Raw genomic sequence first — 21935 nt, forward strand, 5'->3', positions numbered from 1 at the left:
AACAGTAACCCGTCAAAAAAGAATAAACTGGTAAAACAGCAAATTAATAAAAGAAATAAAATCAGGGGATGGGGATGTATCTGTTGTAATAAATGAAGAATAGATAAGAAAAGCGCACCGAAAGAAGACGCGCGAATATTAGCTCAGGATTATTTGTTACTAAATGTAACTTAAAATTAAAAAAGTTCCATCGAGATAGAATAATTGATATGCCGATTGAAGGCGGCATCATCTATTTCCTGCATTCCCAGCGCATAAATACCATCGAGACCGCAGACGAGAGCAATGAGCCGCCAGGCAATGCTTTCCATATCGTCCCTTGGCTTAAACTCACCGGCAGCGGTTCCCAGGCGGATGATCTTCAGGGTCTCTTCATGCCACATGTTCATGGTGAGCAGATAGGCCCCCTTGATATCGCTGTCGCTATCGGCCAGCAGCTGCGCTTCGCGCCACAGGCGAATGTATGGCTCAAGCCTGCCGTCATCGCTGCCCACCATAGAAAACAGGCGTTCACGCCACGTGGCGTCGTCGGCGACCAGCGGCATATCCATCATTTCGCGGATCAACCGTATGAAGGCATGGGCTTTTAGCTCGCCCGCGGAGGTGAAATGGTGGTGCAGCTGACCGGCGGAGACGCCGGCTTCGGCGGCAATCTGGCGGACGGTCATAGCGCTAAACCCGCCCCGAAGCGCCACGCGCATGGCTGCCAGCACAATAACTTCCCGACGCGCATCGCGATTTAAGTAGCTCATAACATTTGTGACCCCGGTTTTTTTGGCGATAGTAACAAAAAGTTGGACACTCGTTCAACAATCCGGCAGGATCCGTTTCCTGGACGCTTGTCCAGTTTTAACGTTGAGGGAAAGTAGTATGTCTCGGCAATGGTTGACGCTGATGGCGATTTTGCTGGTTTATATTCCGGTGGCGATTGACGCCACTGTTCTCCACGTGGCTGCGCCAACGCTCAGCGTAGCGCTGGGGACCAGCGGTAACGAGCTGCCGTGGATTATTGATATTTATTCGCTGGTAATGGCCGGTATGGTGCTGCCTATGGGCGCACTGGGCGATAAAATCGGCTTTAAACGGCTGCTGCTGCTCGGCAGCGGTATTTTTGGCACCGCGTCTCTGGCGGCGGCGTTTTCACCCACGGCAGAGACGCTGATTGCATCCCGCGCGCTGCTGGCGGTGGGGGCGGCGATGATCGTGCCTGCGACCCTGGCCGGGATCCGCAGCACCTTTTCGCAGGCGCACCAGCGTAATATGGCGCTTGGTCTGTGGGCAGCGGTCGGTTCCGGCGGCGCGGCGTTCGGTCCGCTGGTTGGCGGTATGCTGCTGGAGCATTTTTACTGGGGATCGGTTTTCCTGATCAACGTGCCGATCGTGCTGCTGGTGATAGCGATTAATGCCAAAGTGGTGCCGCGTCAGCCCGCGCGGCGCGAGCAGCCGCTGAATCTTTTCCAGGCGCTAATCCTGATCGCCGCCATTTTGATGCTGGTCTTTAGCGCCAAAACGGCGCTCAAAGGGCAAATGGCGCTGTGGTTAACCGGGCTGGTGGCACTATCTGGCGCCGCGATGCTGTTCTGGTTCGTGCGCAAACAGCTCTCGGCATCGCGTCCCATGGTCGATATGCGCCTGTTTACCCATCGCATTATTTTAAGCGGCGTGATGATGGCGATGACCGCGCTGATTACGCTGGTGGGTTTTGAACTGCTGATGGCGCAGGAGCTGCAGTTTGTGCACAGCAAAACGCCTTTTGAAGCCGGGCTGTTTATGCTGCCGGTGATGGTGGCGAGCGGTTTCAGCGGGCCCATTGCCGGCATGCTGGTATCGCGGCTGGGGCTGCGCGAGGTCGCCACCGGCGGAATGCTGCTCAGCGCCCTGAGCTTCCTCGGCCTGTCGATGACCGATTTCAGTACGCAGCAGTGGCAGGCCTGGGGACTGATGACGCTGCTGGGCTTCAGCGTCGCCAGCGCGCTGCTGGCCTCCAGCTCGGCGATCATGGCCGCCGCGCCGAAGGAAAAAGCAGCGGCGGCAGGGGCCATCGAAACCATGGCCTATGAGCTGGGCGCGGGACTGGGGATTGCCCTGTTTGGCCTGATCCTGACCCGCAGCTACACCTCGTCAATTGTTCTGCCGGGTGGAATCGAGGGCGCGGCGGCGGAGCAGGCGTCGTCCTCCATCAGCGAGGCGATTAAGCTGGCGCAGTCGCTGCCCGCCATACCGGCGCAAAGCCTGCTTGAAGCGGCGAAGGCGGCGTTTATTCATTCGCACAGCATCGTGCTGGCGACGGCTGGCGTCCTGCTTCTGCTGCTGGCGGCCGGCATCTGGCGTAGTCTGGCAAAAGCGCCTGAGCTGAATTAACGCCTTTAGTCCGCAGGCGTGCAACGCAGTAGAGAAGCGCCCATCTCGGGGATGGGCCGCGTGCGATAGGCCTGAAGTGAGTGGTGGATCGTATCGGCCCGGTAAGGCGTCTGCTGCCGCCGGGCTAAACCGAACACGAACCGTTTGCTGTCGTGATCTTCTGGCATTAGTTTATTTATTCTGATTATCACTGTAGAAGACGTTTTGCGTTGTCGTTTGCCCAAGGAGCATGTTAACTAAAGGGCGATTGACGGGAAGAAACCGGCGATAAGGATATACAAAAGGATATACATCATGGAATTGACGTACTAAAAAGAACCGTGGGTTGGCTACTGTGGAACCCGGGAGTGCATCAGTCAGGTGGCTTCCCCGGATGGATAATGGCGTCTGGCGTCGCGTGATGCCTCTAAAGGCGAGAAAGACGAAGGTATGTTTTATTTTCCTGTCGAACAAGCCGGACCAGGGGATTAACGCCTTTCTGGCGCAGGCTGACACGGCTAAAGATAATGATTTTAGCTATATGCGTAACTATGTCTGGGGGAACGAGAACTCGTTTTATTTTGATAATGAAGGCGGCTATGCCTGTATCTGGAAAACGGATATTAAAAATAAAACGACCCAGCGTATCTTACCGATTGAAGGTATGATTCAGCCTTACTACCTGAACTACAACAACGAGGATATGATCGTCGCCTCATACCGCTATTATTCTGTACGAAATAAAACGCATCATTACGAAATTTATATCGCGAAGAAATAATATCGCAACGGCGGCGTTGAAAGAGGTTTCGCCGCCGCCGCTTTAGCGCCGGGTCGCCTGCCAGCAAAGCAGGGAGCCGGCGCACACCATTCCGGCGCCCTGCCAGAACGACCACGACAGCGCGGCGCTGAGCAGTGCCGCCGCCAGCGCCGAGGAGAGCACCGGCGTAAAGTAGGAGGCGGCTGCCAGCAGGCTGACGTTGCCGTGCAGGATCCCGACGTTCCACGCCGCGTAGCCTAATCCCAGGGCAACGGACAGCGCAATCAGTTTGGCTATCACCGGCCAGCTAAAGACCATGGGCGGCTGTTCGCTGAACAGGAACTTCAGCCACAGGGTCAGGGCGGTAAGCAGAACAAAAAGGGTAATCCCGTTTTTGCCCTTCGCGTATTTAGCGGTGACCGTGCAGTAGGCCGCCCAGATAAACGCGCCGATGAACGCCAGAATATAGCTCAGCGGGCTGGAAACCACGTTGCGGGTAATTTCATCTACATTCAGACCATGCTCACCGCCTAATACCCAGGTGACGCCGAATAAAGCGAGAAATAATCCCGGTATAACCAACCAGCTGCTTTTTTGGCCGTTAAACAGAATGGCGAATAAAATCGTCAGGCTGGGCCACAGATAATTAACCATGCCCACTTCAATAGCCTGCTGGCGGCTACCGGCTAATCCGACCGACAGCGCCAGGCAAATTTCATAGCTGACGAACAGCAGGCTCCCTGCCAGTAAATAGGGGCGAGGGATCTGGCGTATTTGCGGGAAGCCGACGGTAAAGATCAGCAAAAGGCCGCTCAGGCTGTAGATCATCGCCGCGCCGCCCACCGGCCCCAGCCCTTCGCTTACGCCACGAATCAGCCCGACCATGGTGCTCCACAAGACGATAGCGGCCAGTCCAATGAGCGTGGCTCTCTTCTTCTCCATATTTAACCTGATGTTGGTTCAAACGCAGTCGGGTTTTATAACACTTTTTTTTCGCTTCCGGGGGATATTTTCCACCGCGCTTAATCCTAATGGAGTAACGAAATTCAACGCGGCTGACTATTAAGGGGTCATGGGTTCAGGACATTGATTTGACGCAAATAAAACAGGGTTATTGCTGTTAATTTCCACTCCCGCAATGAATAAACATCCCGCATGGAGGGGAACAATGGACGTCAGCCGCAGAAAGTTTTTTAAAATCTGCGCAGGCGGTATGGCCGGAACAACAGCCGCTGCATTGGGTTTTGCGCCCAAAATGGCCCTGGCTCAGGCGCGTAATTACAAATTGCTGCGCGCCAAAGAGATCCGCAACACCTGCACATACTGCTCCGTGGGCTGCGGGCTATTAATGTATAGCCTGGGCGACGGTGCGAAAAACGCGAAAGAAGCGATTTACCACATTGAAGGTGACCCGGATCATCCGGTGAGCCGCGGCGCGCTGTGCCCGAAAGGCGCGGGGCTGCTTGACTATGTTCATAGCGACAACCGCCTGCGCTATCCGCAGTACCGCGCGCCGGGTTCGGATACATGGCAGCGCATCTCCTGGGATGACGCGTTTACCCGCATCGCCAAACTGATGAAAGCCGACCGCGACGCCAATTTTATTGAAAAGAACGAACAGGGCGTGACGGTTAACCGCTGGCTGTCCACCGGGATGTTATGTGCCTCTGCGGCCAGTAATGAAACCGGCATGCTGACGCAAAAATTTGTGCGCTCCCTCGGCATGCTGGCGGTAGACAACCAGGCGCGCGTCTGACACGGACCAACGGTAGCAAGTCTTGCTCCAACATTTGGTCGCGGTGCGATGACCAACCACTGGGTTGATATCAAAAACGCTAACGTCGTGGTGGTGATGGGCGGTAACGCCGCCGAAGCCCATCCGGTGGGATTCCGCTGGGCGATGGAGGCGAAAAACAACAACGATGCGACGCTGATTGTCGTCGACCCGCGCTTTACGCGCACGGCGTCGGTGGCCGATATTTATGCGCCGATCCGTTCCGGTACCGACATTACCTTCCTGTCGGGCGTACTGCTGTACCTGATCGAAAATAACAAAATTAATGCCGAGTACGTTAAACACTACACCAACGCCAACCTGCTGGTGCGCGACGATTTTGCCTTCGAAGATGGCCTGTTCAGCGGCTACGATGCCGAAAAGCGTCAGTACGATAAATCGTCGTGGAACTATCAGTTCGACGAAAACGGCTACGCCATGCGCGACGAGACGCTGCAGCATCCGCGCTGCGTCTGGAACCTGCTGAAGCAGCACGTTTCGCGCTATACGCCGGAGGTGGTGGAGAATATCTGCGGTACGCCAAAGGCGGATTTCCTCAAAGTGTGCGAAGTGCTGGCGTCAACCAGCGCGGCGGACCGAACCACCACTTTCCTTTACGCGCTGGGCTGGACGCAGCATACCGTCGGGGCGCAGAACATCCGTACCATGGCGATGATTCAGCTGCTGCTCGGCAATATGGGGATGGCGGGTGGCGGCGTCAACGCGCTGCGCGGGCACTCCAATATTCAGGGGCTAACCGATTTAGGCCTGCTCTCGACCAGCCTGCCGGGCTACCTGACGCTGCCGTCGGAACAGCAGACGGATCTGCAAAGCTATCTCGCCGCCAATACGCCGAAGGCGACGCTGGCCGAACAGGTGAACTACTGGAGCAACTATCCGAAGTTCTTCGTCAGCCTGATGAAATCGTTCTACGGCGACGCGGCGCAAAAAGAGAACGACTGGGGCTTCCACTGGCTGCCGAAATGGGACCAGGCTTACGACGTTATCAAATATTTCAATATGATGGATAACGGCAACGTCACGGGCTATATCTGCCAGGGCTTCAATCCGGTGGCTTCGTTTCCGGACAAAAACAAGGTGGTCCGCAGCCTGAGCAAGCTGAAGTACATGGTGGTTATCGACCCGCTGGTGACCGAAACGTCGACCTTCTGGCAAAACCACGGCGAGTCGAACGATGTTGACCCGGCGGCGATTCAGACCGAAGTGTTCCGCCTGCCGTCCACCTGCTTCGCCGAAGAGGATGGTTCCATCGCCAACTCCGGGCGCTGGCTGCAGTGGCACTGGAAAGGCCAGGACGCGCCGGGCGAAGCGCGCAACGACGGCGAAATTCTGGCCGGCATTTACCACCGTCTGCGCGAGATGTATCGCAGCGAGGGCGGCAAAGGCGTCGAGCCGCTGCTGAAGATGGGATGGCACTACAAGCAGCCGGATCGTCCGGAATCAGAAGAGGTCGCGAAGGAGAACAACGGCTACGCGCTGGCGGATCTCTTCGACGCTAACGGCGCGCCGCTGGCGAAGAAGGGCCAGCTGTTGAACAGCTTCGCGCTGCTGCGCGATGACGGTACCACCGCGTCGTCCTGCTGGATCTATACCGGCAGCTGGACCGAGCAGGGTAACCAGATGGCCAACCGCGATAACGCCGATCCGTCAGGCCTTGGCAACACGCTCGGCTGGGCATGGGCGTGGCCGCTCAACCGGCGCGTGCTGTACAACCGCGCGTCGGCGGATATTAACGGCAAGCCGTGGGATGCGAAGCGGATGCTGATCCAGTGGAACGGCAGCAAGTGGGTTGGCAACGATATTCCGGACTTCAATACCGCGCCGCCGGGCAGCAAAACCGGGCCGTTTATTATGCAGCCGGAAGGCCTGGGGCGTCTGTTTGCCCTGAATAAGCTGGCGGAAGGTCCGTTCCCGGAACACTACGAGCCGATGGAAACGCCGCTTGGCACCAACCCGCTGCACCCGAACGTGGTCTCCAGCCCGGTGGTGCGCCTGTATGAAGAGGATGCCCTTCGTTTAGGTAAGAAGGACAAATTCCCGTACGTCGGCACCACCTATCGCCTGACCGAGCATTTTCATACCTGGACCAAGCATGCGCTGCTTAATGCGATTGCGCAGCCGGAACAGTTTGTCGAAATCAGCGAAGGTCTGGCGAAAGCGAAGGGGATTGCCAACGGCGATCGGGTGACGGTCAGCAGCAAGCGCGGCTTTATTCGCGCGGTCGCGGTGGTGACGCGTCGTCTGCAAACGCTCAACGTTAACGGCCAGCAGGTTGAAACCGTCGGGATCCCGCTGCACTGGGGTTTTGAAGGAGTAGCCCGCAAAGGTTACATCGCCAATACCCTGACGCCAAACGTCGGGGATTCCAACTCGCAAACGCCGGAGTACAAGGCGTTTCTGGTCAACATCGAGAAAGCGTAAGGAGCGAATGCATGTCGATGGAAACCCAGGACATTATCAAACGCTCCGCCACCAACCCGATCACGCCCGCGCCGCGCGCGCGGGATTTTAAGGCGGAAGTGGCGAAGCTGATCGATGTCTCCTCCTGCGTAGGCTGTAAAGCCTGCCAGGTGGCCTGTTCCGAGTGGAACGATATCCGCGATGAGGTAGGGCACTGCGTCGGGGTGTACGACAACCCCGCCGATCTGAGCGCCAAATCCTGGACGGTAATGCGCTTTAGCGAAACCGAACAGAACGGCAAGCTGGAGTGGCTGATTCGCAAAGACGGCTGCATGCACTGCGAGGACCCGGGCTGCCTGAAGGCGTGCCCGTCCGCCGGGGCGATTATCCAGTACGCCAACGGCATCGTCGACTTTCAGCAGGAGAACTGCATCGGCTGCGGCTACTGCATCGCCGGGTGCCCCTTTAACATCCCGCGCCTCAATAAAGAGGATAACCGGGTCTATAAGTGCACCCTGTGCGTTGACCGGGTCAGCGTCGGCCAGGAACCGGCCTGCGTGAAAACCTGCCCAACCGGCGCGATTCACTTCGGGAGCAAGAAAGAGATGCTGGAAGTGGCCAACGAGCGCGTGGAAAAGCTGAAGAAACGCGGCTATCCCCATGCCGGGGTGTATAACCCGCCGGGCGTCGGCGGCACCCACGTGATGTACGTGCTGCATCATGCGGACCAGCCGGAGCTGTACCACAACCTGCCGAAAGAGCCGCAGATCGATACGTCGATCAACCTGTGGAAAGGCGCGCTGAAGCCGCTCTCGGCGGTCGGGTTTATCGCCACCTTTGCCGGGCTGATTTATCACTACATCGGGATTGGGCCAAATAAGGAAGCGGATGACGATGAGGAGGAGCATGATGAGTAAATCGAAAATGATTGTGCGCACGAAGTTTATTGACCGCGCCTGTCACTGGACGGTGGTCATCTGCTTTTTCCTGGTGGCGCTATCGGGGATCTCGTTTTTCTTCCCGACGCTGCAGTGGCTGACCGAAACCTTCGGTACGCCGCAGATGGGGCGTATTCTGCATCCGTTCTTCGGGGTACTGATTTTCGTGGCCCTGATGTTTATGTTTGTGCGCTTTGTCCATCACAATATTCCCGACAAGCAGGATATCCCCTGGCTAAAGGGCATTATTGAGGTACTGAAAGGCAACGAGCATAAAGTGGCGCGGGTAGGGAAATATAACGCGGGGCAGAAAATGATGTTCTGGACTATCATGAGCATGATTTTTGTGCTGCTGGTGACCGGCGTGATTATCTGGCGGCCCTGGTTTGCCCACTATTTCCCGATTCAGGTTATTCGCTATAGCCTGCTGATTCACGCGACCTCGGCGATTATTCTTATTCATGCGATTCTGATCCACATGTATATGGCGTTTTGGGTGAAGGGATCGATTAAAGGCATGATCGAAGGGAAGGTGAGTCGCCGCTGGGCGAAGAAGCATCATCCGCGCTGGTATCGCGAGGTGGAGCGTCAGGAAGCGAAGAAAGAGAGCTGTGAAGGGCTGAAGTAAGCGTAACTGAGCAACCCGCTCTGGCTGAAGCCGGAGCGGATCGGGTATTGGTGACAAGGGCGTCAATGGCGGAAATAACTTCGCCTCTGGCGCTTTTTAAGTTACAGATAAAATCTTCGCGCTTGATCGGCTTATTATTAAGGTTTGTCATCATCGGCGAACAAAGCATAAACGTTTCAAATTCAATATTTACCTCAGGAACTGAATAATCAATCTGCCAGTGAGCCTATGAAATAATCACGCCGTTTTATGGATAAATATGCCACCCGGCGTTTTTATCTGGTCTGCCGTTTAATAATGCACAATAATGCCGGCGGTATGTTTTATAACAAGTGATTAGTTGTATGAAAAAGACTATTTTTTCGTTAGCGCTTGGCACTTTTGGTCTCGGAATGGCGGAATTTGGCATCATGGGCGTATTACCTGAAATTGCCCGTGACGTCGGAATATCTATTCCCGCCGCGGGCAATATGATCTCCTGGTATGCGCTTGGCGTCGTCATCGGCGCGCCGGTGATGGCGCTGTTCTCCAGCCGTTTTTCGTTAAAATCGGTGATGCTGTTTCTCGTGGCGCTGTGCGTTATCGGCAATGCCATCTTTACGTTATCTTCCAGCTATTCGATGCTGGCGCTGGGGCGCCTGATCTCCGGTTTCCCGCATGGCGCCTTCTTTGGCGTGGGGGCGATCGTTCTGTCGAAAATTGCGCCGCCGGGGAAGGTCACCGCCGCGGTGGCGGGAATGATTGCCGGAATGACGGTCGCTAATTTGCTGGGGGTTCCCGCCGGAACCTGGCTTGGCCATCAGTTTAGCTGGCGCTATACCTTTCTGGCGATTGCGGTGTTTGACATCGCGGTACTGGTCGCCATCGCCTGGTGGGTGCCCACGCTGTTTGATAAACCGACGACGCGCTTGCGCTCGCAGTTTCATTTTTTAACATCGCCCGCACCGTGGTTAATTTTTTCCGCGACGATGTTCGGCAATGCCGGCGTATTCGCGTGGTTTAGCTATATTAAGCCGTTTATGATTAACGTCTCCGGTTTTGGTGAGAGCGCCATCATTGCCATTATGCTGCTGGCGGGGCTGGGGATGGTTCTGGGGAATTTATTCAGCGGTAAAGTCTCCGTCCGTTATAGCCCGTTACGCATTGCCGCCGTGACGGATGGCGTGATTGTCGTGACCTTATTACTTCTGTTCCTGCTGGGTGAGAATAAAGCCGCCGCATTAACCCTCGCGTTTATTTGCTGCGCGGCCCTGTTTGCCCTGTCGGCACCGCTGCAAATTCTGCTGCTGCAAAATGCGAAAGGCGGCGAGATGCTGGGCGCGGCGGGCGGCCAGATCGCCTTTAATCTCGGCAGCGCCATTGGGGCGCTATTCGGCGGGATGATGATTACGGCCGGTCCTGGCTGGCGTTTCGTTGCCTTACCGGCCGCGCTGCTTTCGTTTCTTGCGCTCAGTTCGCTGCTGATTTATGCCCGCCATCAGCGGCGTCTGGCCTGATTAAGCCCGCTGGCAGCTATTCCTGCCACGGCTCGCCGAGGGTCAGCATTAACCGGTTGGCCCAGGCAAAGAAAGCCGCCGATTGCAGTAAATCCAGTCGGGCGAGGGTATCCAGCCCCTGCTGTTCGACGGCGGCAAGGTGGTCAACGGACAAAGCGGGAGGGGTAACGGAAATCGCGGCGGCGAAATCGATCTGCGCCTGCCATCCCGGCGTCTGCCCGTCGCTTAACTGCTCTCCCGGCGTCACCGCCAGCAGCGTCTCTATCGCCGTTTCATCTTTAGCCAGCTGTGCCGCTTTGCGCGCATGCACCGAGGCGCAATAAATACAGCCGTTGATTTTGCTCGCCACCGTTGCCGCCAGCTCGCGCTCAGCGCGCGGCAGGCCGCCGGGAGTATAAAAGATCCCTTTGTCGGTTAACGTACGCTGCTCGAGGAGCGGCAGGTTGCGCGCCAGCAGGCGGAAGTAGGGCGAATCGCTGTGGCCGAATTTCGCCAGCAGCGCCTGCTCGTCGGGGGTAAATTCCGCCAGCGGTTTAGCCGCCAGCCAGGGCTCCCAGTGCAGTTCATCGCGGGTGAAGTGCACCGGCGCCTTCTTACCGCTGATGGTTTGCGGCGAGGTATGCCAGAATCCCGCCACCGTCGGGGTTTGTGCGACGTGGATATTTTTGCCGTTAAGCAGGCGCAGCCCGACGACCAGCCGGCTCTGGAAGCTGACAAACGCGATAAGCTGGGCGAGGGTGACGATGCCGCGCAGGCTCCATCCGGCGCGGATTAAGGCCTCAAGCGCCGACGGCGTGGCCTCCACGGGCGTAAAGGTCAACAGCCGGGCAAAGGCCAGCGCCGGCGCCAGCCGCGGCGATGTGGGGTCGGCAATGCCAAAGCCGGCGTAGTGGGCGGCCAGCGCATCGCTCTCATGCAGCTTCGCCACCCTCGCGGCCACGGCAAAACGCTCGTCGAGCGGGAAGTCGTTATCCTGCTGACCAAACAGCGTTTCATAACTTCCCTGAGCATGGCGGGTGGCCGCCTCGCGCACGGCTCGCGCCGCCGCTAAGGCGGAATCGGGGGCAATTTCTGCCAGTTCGGCCAATATATCCTGACTGAGCGTCATGGTGACTCCTTATCGTATCTGCGGGGCAATATGCTGAGCGATCAGCTCAATGGAACGAAGCGTGTCGCGGTGCGAGGGTTCAACGGAGTGCACCTGAAACGAAATATCGGTAACCCGCCGCAGGACGCTATCGCGGGCCAGCGAAGCGGCGACGTGCTGCGGGTCGCCAACGTGCGCGTCAAGCTGCGGCAAAAAATCAGTGACAGTGTCACCAACAATATCATGACCTGCGGCGCGATGCTGGGCAGCCTGCTGGCGCAGGCCGGGTTCAGCGACCTGCAGCGCATACTGCTGGCTATCGGCGACAAAGGCCGTCCGCGAGGCGAGGATCCTTGGCTCGACCCCCGCCGGCAGCGCGGCGAGATAGGCGTCAATAATCGGATTCTGGATAGCGTCCAGCGGCAGCGTGGACTGTCCGGCCGAACGCGGCTGCGTGCGCGAGAGCATCAGCCCGTGCCCGGCCTGAGCCGCGCGAACCGCCCCTTCAATGGAAAAGGTGGCAATCCAGATGCGTTCCGCCAGCTGCGGCGCCTGAGGGTACAGATGATTATCCGGGTGCGAGAGCGAATCCCCGCGCCAGGCGCTTTGAATCAGATGCAGGTGTTCAGCAAACACCGCGCTGCGCTGGTCCATCGTCAGCCCGAAGGGTAAAAACGAGGTGGGGGTGCCGCCGGAGCCAAAGCCCACCTCGAGCCGTCCATCGGCGAGCAGATCCAGCACCGCCGCATCCTCCGCCACTCGCAGCGGGTTTTCCATCGGCAGGGTGATAATGGCGGTGCCAAGACGAATGCGCTCGGTGTGCGCCGCGGCGTGGGCGAGAAAGACCAGCGGTGACGGCAGGCCGCCTTCGTGCTCATGAAAATGGTGCTGAGCGATCCACGCGCTGTCGAATCCCAGGCGTTCCGCGTGGCGAATTTGCTCGGTGGCCAGCCGGTAGCGCTCTTTAGGCGTGGCGTGGTCCAGCAGACGGGTGAAAAAGCCCAGTCGTTTACGCGTCATGCAACCTCCTTGCTCGGGGATGAAAAATGGGGAATCGCGGCGATAAGCTCGCGGGTATAGTCATGCTGCGGGGCGCTGAACAGTCGGCTGACGTCGCCGTGTTCAACCACCTGGCCCGCCCGCAGCACCGTCACGCTGTGGGCGATACGGCGCACCGTCGCCAAATCGTGAGTGATAAACAGATAGCTCAGCCCCAGCTGCTGCTGAAGCTGCTGCAGCAGCGCGAGAATTTGCGCCTGCACCGTGACGTCCAGCGCCGAAGTCGCTTCATCGAGGACAAGGATCGTCGGTTCAAGGATTAAGGCGCGGGCGATGGCCACCCGCTGCCGCTGGCCGCCGGAAAGCTCACGGGCGGTTCGCGACAGCAGCTCCGGAGCGAGCGCCACGCGGGCGGAGACCGTTTCGACGCGCTGGCGCCGCACTTCGGCGTTGAGGCGGTCGAAGTTTTTTAACGGCTCTTCGATAATCTCAAACAGCGTTTGCCGCGGGTCCAGCGAGGCAAAAGGATTCTGGTAAACGAACTGAATTTTACGCCGCAGCTGGCGGAGCGCCTCGCGGCTGAGATGCCCGGCATCGATACCGTCGATAGCGATATGGCCGCTATCGGCCTTTTCGAATCCCAGCAGGATCCGCGCAAGGGTCGTTTTGCCGGAGCCGGACTCGCCGACCAGCGCGTGGGTGCTGCCGCGCTTCACCTCGAAGCTCACGGCGTCCAGCGCCTGCAAATGCGCGCGGCCTAATGAAAAGCGCTTGCTGATGCCCTCCACGCGGATCGCCGGGGTCGCCAGCACGCGCCCGCTGGCCGGGGCAATGGTCAGCGTCGAACCCTGGAGATCGCTCAGCAGCTGGCGGGTATAGGTATGCTGCGGCGTACGTATGACGTCGCCGGTCGCGCCCTGTTCCTGAATCTCGCCGTGGCGAAAGACCAGCAGGCGGTCGGCGCGTTCCGCCGCCAGCGCCAGATCGTGGGTGACGAACAGTACCGCCGTGCCGGACTCCCGGCGCAGCGTATCCAGCAGATCGAGGATCCGTTTCTGTACCGTCACGTCGAGGGCGCTGGTGGGCTCATCGGCAATGATTAAGTCGGGTTTCAGGGCGATCGCGATAGCAATCAGCACCCGCTGCTTCATACCGCCTGAAAGCTGGTGGGGATATTGATCGATGCGCTGTTCCGGGTGGCTCAGCCCAACTTTGGCCAGCAGCGCCAGCACCTGCGCTTTACGCGCCGCGGCGCTGCTTTTTTGATGCAGACGCAGGATTTCCCCCACCTGCGCGCCGATGGTTTTCACCGGATTCAGGGAGTTGCCCGGATCCTGAGGCACCAGGCTAATCCGCGCGCCGCGCAGGCCGTCGAGGCGTTTAGCGGACCAGCCGCTGATATCTTCGCCATTAATCAAGATACGCCCGCTGTCCCGGCGCGCGTTATCCGCCAGCAGGCCAATAATCGCCTGCGCGGTGGTGGTTTTACCCGAGCCGGATTCACCAACAAACGCCAGCATTTCGCCGCGTTTGACCTGAAAACTCACGTCGTGCACGACCTCGCGCCATTCACGCTGCGAACGATAGCTGATGCGCAGGTGCTCTACGCTTAAGACATTCATCGGCATTCTCCGCTAAATTGACGGCTAATACGGTTGGCGGCGAGCACGACCGCAATCACCGCAATACCGGGTAGGGTGGTCAGCCACCAGGCGGTGGAGAGATAGTTGCGGCCTTCGGCGATCAGCAGACCCCACTCCGGGACCGGCGGCGGCGTGCCGTAGCCGAGAAAACTCAGGGTCGAGAGCGCCAGAATGGCCTGGCCGAACTGGAGGGTGGCAAAGGCCAGCACCGCGGTGAGCGAGTTGGGCAGAATATGCCGCCAGAAAACGGCGAAAAAGGTGCCGCCGCTGCCGTAGGCCGCTTCGACGAAGTCGCTCTGGCGTACGCGGACCACCTCCGCTCGCGCCAGGCGGGCAAAGCTGGCGACGGCGGCCGCGCCGACCGCGACGGCGGCGTTGAGCGTGCCGAAACCGAGCAGAATGATGACCGTCAGCGACAGCAATAAAGAGGGGATCGCCAGCAGCACGTCGACCAGGCGCATGATTGCCGACTCCACGCGTCCCGCCAGCGCGCCGGCCAGCGTGCCCAGCGCGGTACCGATAAACAGGCCGATCGCCACCGCCGCCAGCGCGGCGGAAAGCGAATGAACGGCGCCGAAGACGATGCGGCTCCACAGATCGCGGCCCAGCTGGTCGGTTCCCAGCCAGTGGCCGGCCTGCGGGGCCAGCCGCTGGGTGCCGGGGAACCCTTCCAGCGGGCTATAGGCGGTAAACAGCTGCGGAGCGATAGCCATCAGCGCGGCAACGATCATCACCGCCCAGGCCAGCAGCAGGCCGGGCTGAACGCGTCGCGTACGCCAGTTTGACGTGCGGCGGCGCGCGGCGGTTGCGTAATCCACCAGGCTCATACGGCACCTCCGATAACGGTTTTCAGGCGCGGATCGAACAGCGGCATCAGCAGGTCGACCAGCAGATTAATCAGCACGAAACCGAGGGCAGAGATCATCACCACCGCCTGCAGTACCGCAATATCCTGATTATTGACGGCCTGCTGCGTCAGCAGGCCCAGACCGCCGCGGCCAAACACGGTTTCGGTAATCAGCGCGCCGGCGATCAGTTCCCCCAGCAGCAGACCGGCGATATTGAGCACCGGCAGCAGGGCGTTGCCGGTAACGTGCCGCCAGAGGGCGCCGGTTTCGCTCAGGCCTTTGGCGCGGGCAACGGCGACAAACGGCTGCGCGGCGACCTGATCCAGACTGCGCATCAGGATTTGCGCCAGCGGAGCGGAAATCGGCACCGCGACGGCAATAATGGGCAAAATCAGCCCCTCAATTGGCCCGGGATTGATCACCGGGATCCAGCGCAGCTGAAAGGAGAAAATCTGAATCAGGGCGATGCCGAGCCAGAACGTCGGCAGCGAGATAAACAGCGCCGGCAGGGATTGCAGCGCGTTGCTGAGCCAGCGCAGGCCCGGCAGCCGTGAGGCGAAGGCGAGGGCGAAGGCCAGCGCCACCGCCAGAGCAAAGGCGGGCAGCGCCAGGCTTAATGTTTCCGGCAGGTTGCTGGCGATAAGCACGCTGACCGGCAGCCCGGCCTGCAGCGAATAGCCAAAATCGCCACGCAGCATGGCCATCAGCGTATGGAAGTACTGTCTCCACAGCGGGCTATCGGCCCCGTAGGCGAGGCGCATTTCGGCGATCTGCTCAGGGCTGAGCCCCAGATCCGGATTCTGAAACTTGATCAGTACTGCATCGCCGGGCAGCACCTGTAACAGGATGAAGGAGAGGGTAAACGCGGCCCATAGCACCAGTAAACCCTGACCGGACCGCCGCAGAAGATAGTGGCTCATCGCGGGCTCCTTAGTGCTTTTCCAGCCACGCGCCGTAGAACGACGGCCGGCCTACCGCTTCAAAACTGACGCCTTTCACCCACGGCGCGCCGGCAAAGACCTGCGGCTCTTCAAATATCGGGATCACGTAAGCGTTGTCCAGCAGGTAGCGCTGGGCGTCGCCGGTGAGCTGGAGGCGTTTTTGCGGCTCGACTTCGGCTGAGATCGCGGTCAGCAGCGCGTTGAGCTTATCGTCGCGGAAGCGTTGTACCTTGTCGCTGGAGCCGCCTTTTTGCAGCAGCGCGTCGCGGTTAGCGGGGAAGAACATGCTTTTCACCACGTCAGGGTCGGCGCGGCCCACTTCCGATACGGTAAGCGGCGTTTTCAACGGGTCGAGGCTGTCCAGCGTACGGCTGCCGGCATCGCCGGCTTTGACCGCCAGCGCAACGCCGACCTGGCGCCACTGCTGGGCGACAAGCTGGAGTACCTCTTTGTTTTGCGGCTGGGGCAGGGATTCATAGACGGTTAATGCCAGGCGCTGGCCATCTTTGACCCGTATACCGTCGGCGGCCGGTTTCCAGCCCGCCTCATCAAGCAGCTGTTTCGCTTTGGCCGGATCGAAAGCCAGCTTATCGCTAAGGTTAACGTATCCGGCCGCGGTGCTGGCGACGACGGAGGTCGCCTGCGGATAGTTGGCGGAGAACAGGGTTTCAACCACCTGTCTGGCGTCGGTGGCGTACAGCAGCGCCTGACGAACGCGCAGGTCGGCAACCAGCGGATTATCCGGGCGGAAGCTCAGGCTGTCGTTAACGCCGCGCGTCGGGGCGGCATAGATTTTAAAGCCCCGATCGGTTGCCTGCTTTTCATCATAGGCCTGTACCTGGCGGATAAAATCGGCCTGTCCCGCCAGCAGCGCGCCAATACGCACGCCATCCTCCGGGGTGACAATATAGGTTATGCCGTCGAGATTGGCTGGTCCCTGCTGGGCGAGGCTTTTTGGCCCCCATTGATAATCCTGACGTGCGACCAGAGCGAGTTCACGCCCCGGTTTTTCATCTTTAACCGTAAAAGGCCCGGAGCCAATAATATGGCGGGCGTCGCCCAGCTCTTCAAAATTTCGCGCCAGGGTGCTCAGGGAAACCAGCCCGGAGCCGATGGTCGCGGTGCCCTGCAGAAATCCCGGCGAGGGCTTTTTAAAGTAGAACTTAACCGTCAGCGGATCGATGACTTCGCTACGATCGTAGTTATTAATCACCTCGGACACCGGCAGGCGGTGCGCTTTATTGCCGAGACCGTAGGTATCAAAGTTTTTGGCAACTGCATTGGCGTCAAGCGGGGTGCCATCAGAAAAGGTGACGCCAGGGCGAATCTTAAAGGTATATTCGGTTTTATCCGCGTTGGCGCTCCAGCTTTCGGCAATCCACGGTTCGACTTGTAGGGTTTTTGGATTTTGCCAGGTCAGCTTATCGGTTATTTGATTGAGAATACCGCCGTTAGGATAAAAGCCTCCGGCCGGGGGATAAAGATTGGTATGCGGCTGCTGCTCCAGATAAATTAACGTGCCGCCTTTAACCGGCGCATCGGCGGCCCACGCGGAAAAGGCGCCGCTTAAAAAAAGTGCCGCCAGCGCGGGCAGGCGAAAACGGGTGTGCATGGTGAATTCCTTTGTTATCTCTTGTTTGGTCATCATCGGGCGCGCGTTTTAACAAAGGAAGTAAGGATTTACGCTAAGCATTTGCATAAAAAGCATTTATACCCGGTTCGATTTTTAGGGGCTGGTATTTACATACCTTTCAGCTGAAACTCATGCTGGATAATTTAATGACTGAGAGATAGTCAGCGTAATAAAGGGATAGCGACGATGCTGAAGTATTTACTGATGTTGGCGATGACGGTGCTGGCAGGCTGTACCAGCGCACCCAATTTGCCCTCTACCGATACCATTATTAAGGTTAAACCTATTGAGTCGGGCATCATTGCCAATTCAAACAAATACAGCTATCGATTCTTCCGTAAAGGGGTGCCGCAGGAGTACCAGCGTTATAGTACTTTCTACGAACGCTTCAATAAGGTCGCATCCGGCGTACGGGTGAATTTTGTCGTGAAGCAGCATGAGGTTGTTGCGGAATATCTGGTGGTGCTCGACAAGCGCAGGCTGGATGCCAGTCAGCAAAGTCTGTTAACCAGCCAGTATCACGCGACCGCGCTGGACAACGACCATCTTGGCGTACAGTTTAAAGCGACCGGTTTCTGGTCAACCGTTGATCCCAATGAACTGGATGACGCTTATCGGCTTGCCAGACCCGTCGTCGTGTCAATTAACGATAAAACGCAGACCATTAGCCCTCTGGGAGAGATCGCCCTGATTCCGCTGGTGCCGCTATTTCCGCTGGTGATGATGTACGGTTGCGCAACGGGGCCGTGCGTGTAAAGGGGAAATGAAACCTCTCCCGTAGCGGGAGAGGTCCGAAGATTAGCGGCGGAAATCAATGACCATACGGCCGCGAATCTGCCCCTGTTCCATCTCTTTAAAGATGGCGTTGATATCGCCCAGCGGGCGCAGGGTGACTTTCGGTACGACTTTCCCTTCCGCGGCGAACTGGAAGGCTTCGGTCAGATCCTGACGGGTGCCGACCAGCGAACCGACCACCTCAATTCCGTCGAGGACCAGACGCGGAATGTCCAGGCTCATCGCTTCCGGAGGCAGGCCTACCGCCACCACGCGTCCACCCGCGCGAACCGCATCCACCGCTGAGTTAAACGCCGCTTTGGCGACGGCGGTCACCACCGCGGCATGCGCGCCGCCGGTTTTCTCATGAATAATTTTGGCCGCGTCTTCGCTGCGGGAGTTGATGGTCAGGTCCGCGCCCATTTCCGCGGCCAGCTTCAGCTGTTCATCATTAACGTCAAGGGCGATGACTTTGGCGTTAAATACGTTTTTGGCATACTGCAGCGCCAGATTGCCGAGGCCGCCGAGACCATAAATGGCAATCCACTGGCCGGGTTTGATATGTGAAACTTTGACCGCTTTATAGGTGGTGACGCCCGCGCAGGTGATGCTGCTGGCCGCCGCAGAATCGAGCCCGTCCGGCACTTTGACCGCATAATCGGCCACGACGATACACTCTTCCGCCATACCGCCATCCACGGTGTAGCCGGCATTTTTTACCGAGCGACACAGCGTTTCGTTGCCGCTGTTACAATATTCACAATGCCCGCAGCCTTCGAAGAACCACGCCACGCTGGCGCGATCGCCCGGCTTCAGAGAATGCACGCCGGGGCCGACCTGCTGCACAACGCCCACGCCTTCATGGCCCAGAATGACCCCGGTTTTATCGCCAAAGTCGCCGTTCTTAACGTGCAGGTCGGTGTGACATACGCCGCAGCAATCCATTTTTAAAAGGGCTTCGCCATGTTGCAGGGGACGAAGCGTTTTTTCCGTAACATTGACCTGATGATCTTGCGTGACGACAGCAGCTTTCATTCTGTTCTCCTTATTGAACATAAGCCTGTTAACACAATTTTGTTTTTTAAGCATGCTAAGGTTTAGCTTAAATCTTCATTAAATCAAGGGAATAATAGATATTCCTTGCCGGGGTGAGGTCGGCGCGCCGAATTTTTAATCAGATTTATTAATGAAATTCACGTCACATTACTGTCATCGTTACGTCATACACGCTTCATTTGCGGCCTCTATCGTTCTGTTTTTCAATTTCTTATAACGATAGAGCGACACGACAATGCATCTGGTAAAAACACTCCTTGCCGCAGGCCTTCTGCTTTCCGCTACCGCTCAGGCGCAGAACGTACTGGATTTCCCGCAGCCGAAAAACAATCCTGAAGAGTTTTATGCCGTGACCGAAATTCCCGCGGGCGGCATTATTAAATATGAAACCGACGCCAAAACCGGCTTTCTGATCGCCGATCGTTTCCAGTCAATGCCGGTGGCCTATCCGGCTAACTACGGTTCGCTGACGCAATCCCTGGCCGGGGATGGCGATCCGCTGGACGTGGTGTTTTACACCCGCGCGCCGATGGCGCCGGGAACGCTGATTAAGCTGCGCGCGATTGGCGTGCTCAAGATGATTGATGGCGGCGAGAAGGACGACAAAATCATTGCCGTTCCGGCAAGCAAAATCGACCCAACCTACGATGACATCAACACCATCGGCGATCTGCCGAAAATTGAGCAGGAGCGTTTGCAGGCTTTCTTCCGCGTTTACAAACAGCTGCCGGAAGGGCGTAAAAAAGTGGAGCTGAACGGCTTTAACGATGCCGCCGCCGCGAAGCAGGAAATTAAAGCGGCATGGGATGCCTGGAAAGAGAAAAATCCGCAATAAGCGGAAAAACAGGCATCGCCCGGTGCCTGCCGCTTTTTCTTCTCCTTATTTTCCGCAGAGTGAGGCAATACGGGGGACTACGCCGGAACCGCCGAAATTTCCGTTACCCTGCTTCCTTTTCTTCAGCCCCAGCGTGGCGACGATGCGCTCGAAATTGCTTTTTTCACGGGTAATAAGTCCAAGTCAATCTCACTGCTGACGTTGTCTCATATCACTGGTACGATATAAATCTCTTTCACGGCCCTTATACGTACATATTTATGACAGAAATACGCATTGGCTATGCCCGATGTTCAACTGACCGCCAGGATCTGGCTGCACAGCAGGAAGCCCTCGTCGGTCTGGGCGTTTCCCCGGACCGGATTTATACCGATAAGGGACTGACCGGTTCAAATCGCCAGCGTCCCGGTCTGGCTCAGGCTCTGGCGGCAGTTCGCCAGGGAGACACGCTGGTCGTACCGAAACTGGACAGGCTAGCCCGTTCAGTTCCGGATGCAGGAGATATTGCTGATGCACTTCAGGCCCGTGGCGTGAAGCTGGCGCTGGGCAATAGCCTCTACGACCCTGCAGATCCGATGGGTAAGATGTTCTTTAATGTGCTGGCGACGTTTGCCGAGTTTGAAGGCGACCTGATACGTCTTCGCATGCGTGAAGGGATGGCTATCGCCCGGGCTAAAGGAAAACTGCGGGGGAAGCAGCCGAAGCTGTCAGATAAACAGCAGAAAGAGCTTTGCAGGATGCACGGAAGCGGCGAGTACTCTATCAGCGATCTGGTTGAATTATTCTCCGTCTCCCGCCCCACGGTCTATCGGACGCTTTCCCGTGGGAAATAATGGTTAACCGGATTTAATGAAATAAGCAAGGAGCGGCTATGTACTACAGAAATGAAGTTATAAGTTATTTGCAGGCTAATAAAATTCTTGCGTTAAAACTCGACCATGCATTAAAGGGTGTAGGAAAAGACGTATCAAATCAGATTGAAAGGATCGGTGCAGGCGCAACGCGTGTGCTGTATTATACATCCTGCTTTACTGATTAATATCAGGATGTATGCCAGAAACAAAAGTCCGAAGATATCCGATTTACTAAAGGTCTTTATCATATTATAAGGCATGGAGATGTTGTGTATGAAATGCTTAGAATTTACTTTGAAGAAGTATTCCGATTCAAAACGTCCGATCAACTAGAGCACATCAAACAACTGTTAATGGCCGTAAATATTCATATTGCCGCAAGTTCACTCACAAATACAGGATTTGCTTTAGCAACAGCATCATTTGTCGCTGCAGGCATGAATTTAAGTCTTGAGTTCAGTGCTCTGGCAGGGCGAAGAGCGGGAGGTGTTGTTGGGGTTGTTGGCTTATATGGCGTTGTGCAGAAAGCAGCAGATAGCGCGCATCGTCTTCATATTACTTGTCCAGCGTACTACTCGGCACTATATGCACAAGAGCTGGAAATGATGTACTTTCTGATAGAGCCATTGTTTGAACGAGCTGAGGCGTTTAAAGCACAATGGGTATCGGATGGTGAGATTGCAGACATCATCACCAGGATGATTCGATAATCATGATGAGTCTTATTAAAAGGTTTTTCAGACGGATATTCAGGTCATTGATATCGATGTACGGTCCTGCCTTATTGACACTTTTATTTGCAATTGTCCTTTTTCAAATTTTCCCTGACGGACCAATATGGCCTGTTCCCATATTCTGCATTTTTGTGATCGTTGTTTTTTATCGATACGTGAAATGGTAATCATCAA

At 57.1% G+C, this 21935-nt stretch carries 19 protein-coding genes and 1 pseudogene; 11 read left to right on the plus strand and 9 right to left on the minus strand.

Annotated elements, in window-relative coordinates:
- Positions 1–176: 176 nt before the first annotated feature.
- Positions 177–752, minus strand: coding sequence for a TetR family transcriptional regulator (locus HMPREF1144_RS06210; RefSeq protein ID WP_009652271.1), 576 nt, complete (start codon positions 750–752; stop codon positions 177–179).
- A gap of 118 nt (positions 753–870) precedes the next feature.
- On the opposite strand from HMPREF1144_RS06210, the gene HMPREF1144_RS06215 reads away from it, so the two are divergent.
- Positions 871–2361, plus strand: coding sequence for an MFS transporter (locus tag HMPREF1144_RS06215; protein WP_009652287.1), 1491 nt, complete (start codon positions 871–873; stop codon positions 2359–2361).
- A gap of 373 nt (positions 2362–2734) precedes the next feature.
- Positions 2735–3121, plus strand: coding sequence for a hypothetical protein (locus tag HMPREF1144_RS06220; protein ID WP_009652169.1), 387 nt, complete (start codon positions 2735–2737; stop codon positions 3119–3121).
- A 42-nt stretch (positions 3122–3163) separates the two neighbouring features.
- On the opposite strand, the gene yddG is transcribed toward HMPREF1144_RS06220, so the two are convergent.
- The gene (gene yddG / locus HMPREF1144_RS06225; RefSeq protein ID WP_004850709.1) at positions 3164–4042 is read right to left on the minus strand and encodes an aromatic amino acid DMT transporter YddG; all 879 of its coding nucleotides are present in this window, start codon (positions 4040–4042) and stop codon (positions 3164–3166) included.
- A 226-nt stretch (positions 4043–4268) separates the two neighbouring features.
- Between yddG and fdnG the strand changes: the two genes are divergently transcribed.
- The 4 genes from fdnG to araJ all read left to right on the plus strand — a co-directional run bounded on the left by fdnG (position 4269) and on the right by araJ (position 10357).
- Positions 4269–7316, plus strand: coding sequence for a formate dehydrogenase-N subunit alpha (gene fdnG / locus HMPREF1144_RS06240; protein WP_142291627.1), 3048 nt, complete (start codon positions 4269–4271; stop codon positions 7314–7316).
- An 11-nt stretch (positions 7317–7327) separates the two neighbouring features.
- The gene (gene fdxH / locus HMPREF1144_RS06245) at positions 7328–8212 is read left to right on the plus strand and encodes a formate dehydrogenase subunit beta (RefSeq protein ID WP_009652203.1); all 885 of its coding nucleotides are present in this window, start codon (positions 7328–7330) and stop codon (positions 8210–8212) included.
- A complete protein-coding gene (gene fdnI / locus HMPREF1144_RS06250; RefSeq protein WP_004120645.1) occupies positions 8205–8861 on the plus strand; it encodes a formate dehydrogenase-N subunit gamma in 657 nt (218 codons plus the stop codon). The genes fdxH and fdnI overlap by 8 nt, the downstream gene beginning before the upstream one ends.
- 344 nt (positions 8862–9205) lie before the next feature.
- The gene (araJ, locus tag HMPREF1144_RS06255; protein WP_009652228.1) at positions 9206–10357 is read left to right on the plus strand and encodes an MFS transporter AraJ; all 1152 of its coding nucleotides are present in this window, start codon (positions 9206–9208) and stop codon (positions 10355–10357) included.
- Positions 10358–10373: 16 nt separating this feature from the next.
- On the opposite strand, the gene HMPREF1144_RS06260 is transcribed toward araJ, so the two are convergent.
- Genes HMPREF1144_RS06260 through HMPREF1144_RS06285 form a run of 6 tightly spaced genes read right to left on the minus strand, consistent with a single transcriptional unit; the run spans position 10374 to position 17487 of the window.
- Complete coding sequence (locus HMPREF1144_RS06260) at positions 10374–11465, minus strand: alkylhydroperoxidase domain protein (RefSeq protein WP_009652132.1); 1092 nt, start codon at positions 11463–11465, stop codon at positions 10374–10376.
- Positions 11466–11474: 9 nt separating this feature from the next.
- A complete protein-coding gene (locus HMPREF1144_RS06265; RefSeq protein ID WP_009652145.1) occupies positions 11475–12464 on the minus strand; it encodes a putative FMN-dependent luciferase-like monooxygenase in 990 nt (329 codons plus the stop codon).
- Complete coding sequence (locus tag HMPREF1144_RS06270) at positions 12461–14065, minus strand: dipeptide ABC transporter ATP-binding protein (RefSeq protein WP_009652286.1); 1605 nt, start codon at positions 14063–14065, stop codon at positions 12461–12463. The genes HMPREF1144_RS06265 and HMPREF1144_RS06270 overlap by 4 nt, the downstream gene beginning before the upstream one ends.
- Complete coding sequence (locus HMPREF1144_RS06275) at positions 14062–14913, minus strand: ABC transporter permease (RefSeq protein ID WP_009652156.1); 852 nt, start codon at positions 14911–14913, stop codon at positions 14062–14064. The genes HMPREF1144_RS06270 and HMPREF1144_RS06275 overlap by 4 nt, the downstream gene beginning before the upstream one ends.
- Entirely contained in the window at positions 14910–15854 is a 945-nt protein-coding gene (locus HMPREF1144_RS06280) for an ABC transporter permease (RefSeq protein WP_009652229.1), read from the minus strand. Before HMPREF1144_RS06280 ends, HMPREF1144_RS06275 begins: the two co-directional genes overlap by 4 nt.
- 10 nt (positions 15855–15864) lie before the next feature.
- On the minus strand, positions 15865–17487 hold the full coding sequence (locus HMPREF1144_RS06285) for a TIGR04028 family ABC transporter substrate-binding protein (protein WP_004850730.1): 1623 nt from the start codon (positions 17485–17487) through the stop codon (positions 15865–15867).
- Positions 17488–17694: 207 nt separating this feature from the next.
- On the opposite strand from HMPREF1144_RS06285, the gene HMPREF1144_RS06290 reads away from it, so the two are divergent.
- On the plus strand, positions 17695–18264 hold the full coding sequence (locus HMPREF1144_RS06290) for a hypothetical protein (RefSeq protein WP_009652177.1): 570 nt from the start codon (positions 17695–17697) through the stop codon (positions 18262–18264).
- A gap of 42 nt (positions 18265–18306) precedes the next feature.
- Here the strand turns inward: HMPREF1144_RS06290 and adhP are convergent, their stop codons facing one another.
- The gene (gene adhP, locus HMPREF1144_RS06295) at positions 18307–19317 is read right to left on the minus strand and encodes an alcohol dehydrogenase AdhP (protein WP_004850734.1); all 1011 of its coding nucleotides are present in this window, start codon (positions 19315–19317) and stop codon (positions 18307–18309) included.
- A 256-nt stretch (positions 19318–19573) separates the two neighbouring features.
- On the opposite strand from adhP, the gene HMPREF1144_RS06300 reads away from it, so the two are divergent.
- The 4 genes and pseudogenes from HMPREF1144_RS06300 to HMPREF1144_RS33495 all read left to right on the plus strand — a co-directional run bounded on the left by HMPREF1144_RS06300 (position 19574) and on the right by HMPREF1144_RS33495 (position 21928).
- Positions 19574–20173: an inorganic diphosphatase gene (locus HMPREF1144_RS06300; RefSeq protein ID WP_004850736.1), complete on the plus strand. Its 600-nt coding sequence runs from the start codon at positions 19574–19576 to the stop codon at positions 20171–20173.
- 260 nt (positions 20174–20433) lie between these two features.
- Positions 20434–21006 (plus strand): recombinase family protein, encoded by a 573-nt coding sequence (locus HMPREF1144_RS06305; RefSeq protein ID WP_009652255.1) that lies wholly within the window; start codon positions 20434–20436, stop codon positions 21004–21006.
- A gap of 38 nt (positions 21007–21044) precedes the next feature.
- Positions 21045–21737, plus strand: a pseudogene (locus tag HMPREF1144_RS06310) (hypothetical protein).
- 2 nt (positions 21738–21739) lie between these two features.
- Positions 21740–21928: a hypothetical protein gene (locus HMPREF1144_RS33495; protein ID WP_042927132.1), complete on the plus strand. Its 189-nt coding sequence runs from the start codon at positions 21740–21742 to the stop codon at positions 21926–21928.
- Positions 21929–21935 lie beyond the last annotated feature (7 nt).

Origin of the sequence: Klebsiella sp. OBRC7, from assembly GCF_000293135.1 — a bacterium.
GTDB lineage: Bacteria > Pseudomonadota > Gammaproteobacteria > Enterobacterales > Enterobacteriaceae > Klebsiella > Klebsiella michiganensis.

Bases quoted from the DNA above. Each gene is read 5' to 3' on its own strand.
- HMPREF1144_RS06210 (WP_009652271.1), bottom strand. From the start codon at position 752: ATGAGCTACTTAAATCGCGATGCGCGTCGGGAAGTTATTGTGCTGGCA.
- HMPREF1144_RS06215 (WP_009652287.1), top strand. From the start codon at position 871: ATGTCTCGGCAATGGTTGACGCTGATGGCGATTTTGCTGGTTTATATT.
- HMPREF1144_RS06220 (WP_009652169.1), top strand. From the start codon at position 2,735: ATGGATAATGGCGTCTGGCGTCGCGTGATGCCTCTAAAGGCGAGAAAG.
- yddG (WP_004850709.1), bottom strand. From the start codon at position 4,042: ATGGAGAAGAAGAGAGCCACGCTCATTGGACTGGCCGCTATCGTCTTG.
- fdxH (WP_009652203.1), top strand. From the start codon at position 7,328: ATGTCGATGGAAACCCAGGACATTATCAAACGCTCCGCCACCAACCCG.
- fdnI (WP_004120645.1), top strand. From the start codon at position 8,205: ATGAGTAAATCGAAAATGATTGTGCGCACGAAGTTTATTGACCGCGCC.
- araJ (WP_009652228.1), top strand. From the start codon at position 9,206: ATGAAAAAGACTATTTTTTCGTTAGCGCTTGGCACTTTTGGTCTCGGA.
- HMPREF1144_RS06260 (WP_009652132.1), bottom strand. From the start codon at position 11,465: ATGACGCTCAGTCAGGATATATTGGCCGAACTGGCAGAAATTGCCCCC.
- HMPREF1144_RS06265 (WP_009652145.1), bottom strand. From the start codon at position 12,464: ATGACGCGTAAACGACTGGGCTTTTTCACCCGTCTGCTGGACCACGCC.
- HMPREF1144_RS06270 (WP_009652286.1), bottom strand. From the start codon at position 14,065: ATGAATGTCTTAAGCGTAGAGCACCTGCGCATCAGCTATCGTTCGCAG.
- HMPREF1144_RS06275 (WP_009652156.1), bottom strand. From the start codon at position 14,913: ATGAGCCTGGTGGATTACGCAACCGCCGCGCGCCGCCGCACGTCAAAC.
- HMPREF1144_RS06280 (WP_009652229.1), bottom strand. From the start codon at position 15,854: ATGAGCCACTATCTTCTGCGGCGGTCCGGTCAGGGTTTACTGGTGCTA.
- HMPREF1144_RS06285 (WP_004850730.1), bottom strand. From the start codon at position 17,487: ATGCACACCCGTTTTCGCCTGCCCGCGCTGGCGGCACTTTTTTTAAGC.
- HMPREF1144_RS06290 (WP_009652177.1), top strand. From the start codon at position 17,695: ATGCTGAAGTATTTACTGATGTTGGCGATGACGGTGCTGGCAGGCTGT.
- adhP (WP_004850734.1), bottom strand. From the start codon at position 19,317: ATGAAAGCTGCTGTCGTCACGCAAGATCATCAGGTCAATGTTACGGAA.
- HMPREF1144_RS06300 (WP_004850736.1), top strand. From the start codon at position 19,574: ATGCATCTGGTAAAAACACTCCTTGCCGCAGGCCTTCTGCTTTCCGCT.
- HMPREF1144_RS06305 (WP_009652255.1), top strand. From the start codon at position 20,434: ATGACAGAAATACGCATTGGCTATGCCCGATGTTCAACTGACCGCCAG.
- HMPREF1144_RS33495 (WP_042927132.1), top strand. From the start codon at position 21,740: ATGATGAGTCTTATTAAAAGGTTTTTCAGACGGATATTCAGGTCATTG.